Raw genomic sequence first — 8865 nt, forward strand, 5'->3', positions numbered from 1 at the left:
ACGTAAACGACAGGATGTCTTTATGCAGCACAATGCTTCAAAAACGAAAACGTGGTGTGTCGCCTTTTTATTGAGTTGCCTTTCGGTGTTGATGTGGCCGCTACACACTTTCGCTGACAATACACCACAAAATCCCAACGAATCCGCATCAACTAACCAGGTGGTTTTGCGCGTTGGTCTGCCTTCATACGACATGGTTCCTTACAGCTATCAACATAAGACCCCCTCTGGAAACCTCGTATCCGAAGGGTTGTTGATCAGTATGTTGGATCAAGTCTCGGCCAATGTAGGCTTCAAATATCAAGTTGAGCTGTATCCAACCTTTAGCGCCGTGCTCAATGCATTTGAAAGAGGCGAATTGGATCTGCTAGTCGGTGTCTCTTCAACCAAAGAACGCCAAGAATACATGACCTTTAGTGAGCCGATGTTCTCCATTAGACGAGCTGTGATTACTCAAAATCAAAAAATAAACGATTTAGGTGAACTAGCAACCGCCAACCTAGCATTGGAGAAAGGATTTGCGCTCAATGATCTTCTTCCTAGTCTGCTTCCTGAGAGTCGAATTACAACATTAGACAGCACACAGGCCGCCTTCACTGCGGTACAAGAGAATAGCGTCGATGCTTACATTGGCGATGCGCTTGCCCTTTCTGCGCTGCTACGTGAACAGCCTCGAGACTCACTGACATTATCGGTACTTCCCGACCTACCCGCTGATCACTTGCACTTTGCAGTCAAAAAAGGAAAACACAAATTACTCAGCCGAATCAATTTCGCTTTAGAAGACATCAAGGAAGATTCATTGCAGTCAATTTACAACCAATGGCTTGCTCCCTCTCAACACTCTATGTTGCTAGATTACGGAACACTGAACTTAACCCAAGACGAAAAGAACTGGCTAGATAGCAACCCTAACATCCCAGTTGGCACACTCGCCAACTGGTACCCTTACGATTTTGCTAACGAGCAACAGCAACACTCAGGGCTATCTGCTGATGTATTAAAACTAATAGGCAATGTGCTTGGCGTATCATTCGAAAGCACCATTTACCAAACACCAGAGTCTGCAGAGGTCGCCTTCAATCGCGGCGAGACAATGATGCTGACCAATATCACACCAACCACAGATAAAGCTAGATACATGGACTTCACTCAAACCTACAGCCTTGAGCCTTGGGTGTTATTAAGTCGCTCAGATCGATTAGGTAACTTTACGCCAAGTGGAACCGAAGCCATTGCTGTGATCGAAAATTCTGGAGGTACAACGGTACTACCTTCTCTCTGCCTGACTTGCCAAGCCGTCCCTTACATTAATCATGTCAGCGCCTTCCAAGCATTACAAAAAGATGAGATCAGTTTCGCGCTCGTCTCGCTTCATCGAGCAGCCCCTCAATTGCACCAAGACTATGTTGGGCAATTTAAAATCACCGGCACCATCAACGAACAAAACAGCGCACCGCTGGCTCTCGCGGTTAACTTCCGCCACCCCATGTTGCTGAGCATTCTCAATAAGGCCATTAGTGCGCTACCTGCCAATGAATTAGAGCGCTTGGAAAACAAGTGGCTAACCTACGAATACCAAGAAGGCTTGTCGCCACGTGAAGTTGCTAAATGGTCTGCAATCATTGGACTTGGGATCTTTGTGGTCCTTTTCGTGATCGTATTTTGGAACCGAAAAATGGCGGCTGAAATCGAGCAACGAAAAGTCGCTGAGCAGAGAGCAAAAGCAGCAGAAGCCCATTTACAAACGCTGGCCGACAACATTGATGGGGTTGTGCTTAAACATATTCAAACACACCCTCTGCAGCCTTTAGATATCCGATTTAGCTTTGTCAGTGCAGGTGTAAGCGATATGTTCGGCTTATCTGTTGATAGCGTAAAAGAGTACCCTCAACGTCTTTTTGAGCTTATCTCGAAGGATGACTTACCACCATTTGAAACCAGTATGCTCGATGCGATTGAATCCGGGCATTGGGAAAATGAACAGCAAGTTCAGTTAGAGTCCGGTGAAGTGAAATGGGTGAAATTTAATAGCCAAGTATCGAGCGGCCAACTCATTGAGTGGAACACTGTGATCACAGACATCACCTTACTGAAAAAACAACAGCAAGCTTTAGATAACGCACGTCAAAAAGCAGAAAGTGCGACGGCTGCTAAATCACAATTCTTAGCGACCATTAGCCACGAGGTTCGCACCCCGATCAGTGGAATCTTGGGGCTATTAGAGTTAATGCAGGAACATCAGCTGAGTGAAGAGTTACTGAACTTACACGGTGGATTGAATCAGTCGGCTCGTAACCTACTGCACATCGTCAATGACGTACTCGATTACTCCAAAATTGAAGCAGGTAAACTAGAACTTAACCCGACCGAGATTGAGCTTGGAAAAGTACTCGCGCGTATCGTGCAACCGCAATCCATTCATGCACAGCAAAAAGGATTAGCCTTTCACTATTGGCAAGACCCAAATCTCGCTCAGTGGTTGTTCGCAGACGACATACGGATCCATCAGATTCTCAACAACTTCCTTAACAATGCGATTAAGTTCACTGAACACGGGACAATTTCGTTACATGTTGATGTGATTGAACAGAACGAACATCAGCAGAAAATTAACCTCACAGTTTCAGACACGGGTATTGGCATCCCAAAAGATAGACAACAAAGTTTATTCAAGCCTTTTGAACAAGCCGACAAAACCACCAGCCGCCGCTTTGGTGGCACAGGGCTTGGGCTGTCTATCGCATTGAAGTTGATTGAACAGATGGATGGCAACATAGGGCTGTCAAGTGAAGAAGGAAAAGGCAGCCACTTTACGGTTACTATTACCATCCCGACTTGTCCTCCTCAAGATACAGTTAGCAACGCTTTGGCTCTATCACAAACGCTGAATTACACTTCGGAGGCTGAGAATCCTATTGGACTAAATGTAGGTAATCACTCACACGAGGTATATATTGTCGGCTACGTTCTGCAACAAGAAGAGCTATGTCGATATCTGAAACACTTCGACCTTGAGCCAAAGGTTCTGCACATAAATCAAAAACACCTACTTAAAGAGATGGTCGTCAAACATCAGCCCAAACACATCTTTGTTGCGATGTCTGTGTGGCAACAACTGGCGATTACCGATGCTTGGATTCAGCAACACACGAGCTCAACACGCTTCACTGTGATCAACCAAAACCCAATGCTCTCACCAGAGCCTTTAGGTAACTCTTGGTGCTTGTCTGTTAACCCTCTGCTGCCCGATAACCTTGTGCATGTACTGACGAAACCAGTCAGTCACGACAATCTAATCTCGCCACTAGACAGCGAAACTAAAGTGCCTATCGCTAAAGAGACTCGCGAACAAGCTGAGAGTAATGGCAGGCTGATTCTGGTCGCTGAAGATCATCCCATCAACCAACAAGTGATTGCCAAGCAGCTCGAAAGTATTGGTGTCCACGCCGATATTGTCGATAACGGAGTACTCGCACTTAGTGCCTTAAAAGATAAGCGTTATGGGCTGCTTCTCACCGATTGCCATATGCCTGAGATGGATGGCTATACGCTCGCTTCAAGCATTCGTCAGATAGAACTACGCAACGAAGAACTTGATCAAGAAACTCGAAGGTTGCCTATCGTCGCATTAACGGCAAATGCCGTACAAGGTGAGGATGCTAACTGCTATGCTTACGGCATGGATGACTTCTTAGTTAAGCCTGTGTCCATTAAGCAAATGAAGCTGACCATTGAGAAGTGGTTGCCCACAATAAACGATTCCGTCCCAACACCTGAATACGATATTTCTGATTCAGAAAAACCAGATTCACACAGTCAGGATACAAGCTCTTCGTCAGACTCTTTACCTGCGGATCAAGAAGCCAATGAGTTTTCGATGCTGTTCCAAGGCATTGAACAGAGCTTTGCGGAAGTAGAGAACAGTAACCAATCAGAGCCTAGCCAAGACGTTACTCCTGCTAGCCCTCAAGACTCGTTCAACCGTACTAACCATCAGGTTATCGACTACGATGCGCTCTACGATCTATTTGAAGATCACGATGTGGTGATGACCTTGCTCGATGAGTTTTCCGCAAGCTTTATTGAAGATAGTGAACGGATAAAAACATATTGGGCGAGTAAAGAATACAAGGAACTAAAAACCGCAGCACACCGACTTAAAGGCGCAGCGAAAATGGTGGCATGTGGCGCGATTGCCTCGCCGCTAGCCAATATTGAGGCACAGTCAAACGATCTGGTCATCGAAGCTATTAACCTAGAGCAAGTCCAATCAAAAATTGAAGCGTCAATCGAGGAAGTGAATTCGACATTTGAACGATTTACTGAGGAAATAAACCAACTACGTCAGACAAAAGAAAAGGCTTACTCTTATGAGTAAGCCTTAGAAATCATTGCAACGCAGACAACTCTCGCTGAATTACGCAGCGGGAGCATTACTCACAAGAATTTCGCGAATAGACTTAAGCGTCGCTTCAGTTGAATGGTAATCCAATTCAACTTCACTAAAAATGCCATTCACTTCCAGCATTAACGTCGGGTAAGAAAACACACCCATCGCTTCTTTAAAGCCTAACTGGTCATCTAATTCACTTTCCAATAACTTGCTAGAAAGGTCATTTTCAAACTGTTGAACATTCATGCCTAGCTCTTGAGCCAACTGCAAATGCGTATCTTGGCTATGAGGCAGCATCGCACGAAGGTAGTAAGCATGTTGAATCGCTTCAAGCATCGCTTCGTAGTGGTCCTGAAAGCCTGCGGCAATCACGGCACGGCACGCAGGATAAGTACTGCGAACAGGTTGGCACTCAGTCCAAAACTCATGATTAAACTCAGTACCCAGTTTAGCTTCGATCTGCTTCCAAATCTCTTGTAGCTTACCTTTCATCTCTTCTGACATTGGCTCATCAGAATCCGGGGCCAAACCACCCACTATATAGTTAAACTCAATGCTCGCAGGCAATTGTTGTTTCAATAACTCAAGTGTTGGCTTATATCCCCAACACCAGCTGCACATTGGATCATGCACATAATGAAGTTTTACGTTCATTGTTCATTCCTTATCGAGTCAATGATTCGATCAATTCAAACAAAAAAGGAGCCTGATTAAGGCCCCTCATTTTAACTATTCAGCGCAAAGGCTAGAACTTATTCAGCGTCATCGCCAGCAACTTTAGCCGCTGCTTCTTTGATTATTGGCTGAAGTTCGCCTTTTTGGAACATCTCAAGAATGATGTCACAGCCACCGATTAGCTCACCTTCAACCCAAAGTTGTGGGAAAGTTGGCCACTGTGCGTAAGCAGGAAGCTCTGCACGAATATCAGGGTTTTGTAGGATATCTACGTAAGCAAATTTTTCGCCACATGCCATTAGAGCTTGAGACGCTTGAGAAGAGAAACCACAGCTAGGTAGCTTAGGAGAACCTTTCATGTACAGTAGAATAGTGTTTTCTTCAATTTGCTGTTTGATTTTATCGATAGTTTCCATTGCTTCCTCGTTAATGGATTACGGCTTTTATTGCCTTTATTCTACCCCAAACTAAAAGAATAAAAACCATATAAAAAAAGCGGTTAACAAGCTAAGCTAACAATTCACACAAAAGTAATGAAATAAGCTTTTAATAAAGTAAAAACTTGCTAAACTATATCGCAAGTCAGCAAATTGACCATGGTTGGCAGTATAGCGAGCCATGAATAATAATATCACTGGAAGCAATCGAAAGAGTTAACTCTTTCATATCAATGGAGAATTGAGCAATGGCATTTGAACTACCGGCTCTTCCTTACGCGAAAGACGCGCTAGAACCACACATCTCAGCAGAAACGCTAGATTTCCACCACGGTAAGCACCACAACACTTACGTTGTTAAGCTAAACGGTCTTATCCCAGGTACTGAGTTTGAAGGCAAAACACTAGAAGAGATCGTTAAGACTTCTACTGGTGGTGTTTTCAATAACGCTGCTCAAATCTGGAACCACACGTTCTACTGGCACTGTCTTGCTCCTAAAGCAGGCGGCGAACCAACTGGCGCTGTTGCAGAAGCTATTAACACTGCATTCGGTTCTTTCGAAGAATTCAAAGCGAAATTCACTGATTCAGCAATTAACAACTTTGGTTCTTCTTGGACTTGGTTAGTTAAGAAAGCTGACGGTTCTCTAGACATCGTTAACACTTCTAACGCTGCTACTCCTCTAACAGAAGAAGGTGTTACTCCACTTCTAACTGTTGACCTATGGGAACACGCTTACTACATCGATTTCCGCAATGTTCGCCCTGACTACATGGCTGCATTCTGGAACCTAGTAAACTGGTCTTTCGTAGAAGAGAACCTAGCTAAGTAATCTATTACTAAGCTGCGCTATTTATAGCGAGTTACCTATTGAAAGCTCATGCCTTGGCGTGAGCTTTTTTGTTTCTGCCGTATTCTAATCAATGTGAACATTGCGTAACGAATTATCCGATCAAGCCTACTTTTCAACCTATTTTTACCTTTCTCAGCCGCCCTGCATAAATTCTCTATTCGCCCGTAATTAAAGACTAAAGTTTGCCGACTCGATGCCGTTAAAGGTGTATCCAATGAGAGGCGACATGCAAATACATACTTTAGACAAAGCAGGAATCATCAACGAACTGAAGTTCGGCATCGGGATCAGCCAAGCGGTTGAGCAAGGTCGCCGTGCAGATTTCGCGTTGCTGCTATCTATGTTCTCTAATGATGTTCGTGATTGCACGCCGATAGACTCCCTTGAAATCACAGAGACAACTGAAGATCGCCTACGCAAGCAATTTGGCGTAGCAGAACCACAGCAACTGCGTTCGAACCAATCGTCGTATGAGATTTCAGCTCAGCAATCTAATCATTTTCATCAAGCAAGCCTTGCCAGTGCCAAGCTCATCCACTATTTGAAACCTGAAGCGCTTGCCTTTATGCCTGAAGATACGGCTGACTTACCCGAAGAAGTTTACCAAAACCTTTCTGGCCATGACCGACGTAAACTTGCAAACAAGCATTTACCTGATTTACCACACGCCACGCTCTACAATGGGCTAACAACAGCGCAACGTCAGTATCAAATTCAAGCTCAAGTATAGCGGTCACTTACCTTTCCCTTTTTCGCTGTCTATCCACCGCTATTCTTCGATTAACTCACGCCCTTAAAAGCATTCACACGAGTGATATGAACCACCAGCCTTAGGCAACCTAAAAACACCAGATGTTGGTTACCGCTTGAAGTTACTGCAAAATGTGACTTGCCACTAAGTTCATAAAAACTTATTAATGGGTACAGCTTAGTTTGAACCAATTCACACCCATCGTATGAAATTTAACCCATCCTTATCCGACATGGACAATTTGTTTAGGTACTGGGATGGAAATAAAAAGCTCAATCATATTGGTGACATCTGCCGGCTCGCGACTGGGAGGAACGATTGCGAACCACTTTGTTAACCTTGGAGCCACAGTCATCCTTTGCGATAAAGACACAGAAGCACTTCAAGCAACTTATTCGCAATGTACTCGATTCTCCGATTCTGTTTACCATTACACGCTCAAAGGAAATGACAGCCAAGCGATTCTCAGCGTATTTGATTTTATTCAATCGACCTTCAATACCACACCGGATGTACTGGTCAATAACTGGATCAGCTCCCCTATGCCTAGCCTAATTGGTGATCAGCCTGTTAGTACCTTTATTAATGACCTCTCATCTAAGGCATCGACCCTTTTCGCATTTGGACAAATCAGTGCAGAGAGGCTACGAGAAGAAGATAAAGAAGGCGTGATTGTGAATGTGATATCTCACGATGACTTCCATGATGTGTCAGGCTTAGAGAGCGCAAACTCCATGATTACCGGCTTTACCCATAGTTGGGCGAAAGAACTAACTCCATTTGGTATTCGAGTCGGTGGTGTTGTGCCCGCAGTTCATAACCCTGACGGTAAACTCAACCGATGCCATTGGGCTCAACTGCAGGATGAACTAACCAGAACAACAGAATACATTGTCTCTAATGATTACTTTAGTGGGCGAGTTGTGGCTGCTGAGGTTTAGTCCTCCCCTACTTCAAGTAAATGTGCGCAGTTCATTTATCATTAAGTCGTATCACTTTAGCCTTTCAAAGTCCGCAGACTAGCCAGCAAACATAAAAAAAGCCCCAGTCTCTCGACTGGGGCTTTCATCTTTTCCCGATAGATAAGTATCGTGCTAGCGAAAACTTATCTCAAACTAATGCTTACTTATTATGCGTTAGCTTTTTCTTTTTTAGCTTTTGGCGCTTTCGCTTCAGCTGGCTTTTGGTCTGCTTTCTTAAGGATAACTGTAGTACCTTCGAAAGTTTCGCCTTCAACGTATGGTTGGCCGAAGTAAGAAGTTGTTAGAACTTCTTTTAGCTCAGTGATTAGAGGGTAACGTGGGTTAGCACCTGTACACTGGTCATCGAACGCTTCAACAGCTAGCTCGTCTAGTTTAGCGATGAAGTCAGACTCGTTAACACCCGCAGCTTGGATAGATAGTGGGATGTCTAGGTCTTTCTTAAGCTCTTCTAACCAAGTCAGTAGACGTTCAATCTTCTGAGCAGTACGGTCACCAGCTTGGCTTAGGCCTAGGTGGTCAGCAACTTCAGCGTAACGACGACGTGCTTGTGGACGGTCGTACTGAGAGAATGCAGTCTGCTTAGTTGGGTTATCGTTCGCGTTGTAACGTACAACGTTTGAGATAAGTAGTGCGTTAGCAAGACCGTGTGGTAGGTGGAACTCAGCACCAATTTTGTGAGCCATTGAGTGACACACACCTAGGAATGCGTTCGCAAATGCTACACCAGCGATAGTTGCTGCGTTGTGTACTTTCTCACGAGCGATTGGGT

General features: G+C 44.5%; 6 protein-coding genes and 1 pseudogene. 4 read left to right on the plus strand and 3 right to left on the minus strand.

The window, feature by feature from the left end:
- Positions 1–22: 22 nt before the first annotated feature.
- Positions 23–4381, plus strand: coding sequence for a transporter substrate-binding domain-containing protein (locus tag ATB74_RS11310; protein ID WP_061018554.1), 4359 nt, complete (start codon positions 23–25; stop codon positions 4379–4381).
- 39 nt (positions 4382–4420) lie between these two features.
- On the opposite strand, the gene ATB74_RS11315 is transcribed toward ATB74_RS11310, so the two are convergent.
- Both ATB74_RS11315 and ATB74_RS11320 read right to left on the minus strand, forming a co-directional pair.
- On the minus strand, positions 4421–5050 hold the full coding sequence (locus ATB74_RS11315) for a DsbA family protein (RefSeq protein ID WP_060982276.1): 630 nt from the start codon (positions 5048–5050) through the stop codon (positions 4421–4423).
- Between the two features lie 98 nt (positions 5051–5148).
- Complete coding sequence (locus ATB74_RS11320; RefSeq protein WP_004741702.1) at positions 5149–5487, minus strand: Grx4 family monothiol glutaredoxin; 339 nt, start codon at positions 5485–5487, stop codon at positions 5149–5151.
- Between the two features lie 269 nt (positions 5488–5756).
- Here ATB74_RS11320 and sodB point away from each other — a divergent pair, with 269 nt between their 5' ends.
- The 3 genes from sodB (at position 5757) to ATB74_RS11335 (ending at position 8054) form a co-directional block, all read left to right on the plus strand.
- The gene (sodB, locus tag ATB74_RS11325; protein ID WP_060982275.1) at positions 5757–6341 is read left to right on the plus strand and encodes a superoxide dismutase [Fe]; all 585 of its coding nucleotides are present in this window, start codon (positions 5757–5759) and stop codon (positions 6339–6341) included.
- Between the two features lie 247 nt (positions 6342–6588).
- Entirely contained in the window at positions 6589–7092 is a 504-nt protein-coding gene (locus ATB74_RS11330; RefSeq protein WP_279626280.1) for a VC2046/SO_2500 family protein, read from the plus strand.
- Positions 7093–7370: 278 nt separating this feature from the next.
- Entirely contained in the window at positions 7371–8054 is a 684-nt protein-coding gene (locus tag ATB74_RS11335) for an SDR family oxidoreductase (RefSeq protein ID WP_060982273.1), read from the plus strand.
- Positions 8055–8242: 188 nt separating this feature from the next.
- Here the strand turns inward: ATB74_RS11335 and ATB74_RS11340 are convergent.
- A pseudogene (locus tag ATB74_RS11340) lies at positions 8243–8865 on the minus strand (iron-containing alcohol dehydrogenase); the annotation flags it as partial.

The organism is Vibrio splendidus, from assembly GCF_001557875.1.
Taxonomy (GTDB): domain Bacteria; phylum Pseudomonadota; class Gammaproteobacteria; order Enterobacterales; family Vibrionaceae; genus Vibrio; species Vibrio splendidus_F.

Bases quoted from the DNA above. Each gene is read 5' to 3' on its own strand.
- ATB74_RS11310 (WP_061018554.1), top strand. From the start codon at position 23: ATGCAGCACAATGCTTCAAAAACGAAAACGTGGTGTGTCGCCTTTTTA.
- sodB (WP_060982275.1), top strand. From the start codon at position 5,757: ATGGCATTTGAACTACCGGCTCTTCCTTACGCGAAAGACGCGCTAGAA.
- ATB74_RS11335 (WP_060982273.1), top strand. From the start codon at position 7,371: ATGGAAATAAAAAGCTCAATCATATTGGTGACATCTGCCGGCTCGCGA.
- ATB74_RS11330 (WP_279626280.1), top strand. From the start codon at position 6,589: ATGCAAATACATACTTTAGACAAAGCAGGAATCATCAACGAACTGAAG.
- ATB74_RS11315 (WP_060982276.1), bottom strand. From the start codon at position 5,050: ATGAACGTAAAACTTCATTATGTGCATGATCCAATGTGCAGCTGGTGT.
- ATB74_RS11320 (WP_004741702.1), bottom strand. From the start codon at position 5,487: ATGGAAACTATCGATAAAATCAAACAGCAAATTGAAGAAAACACTATT.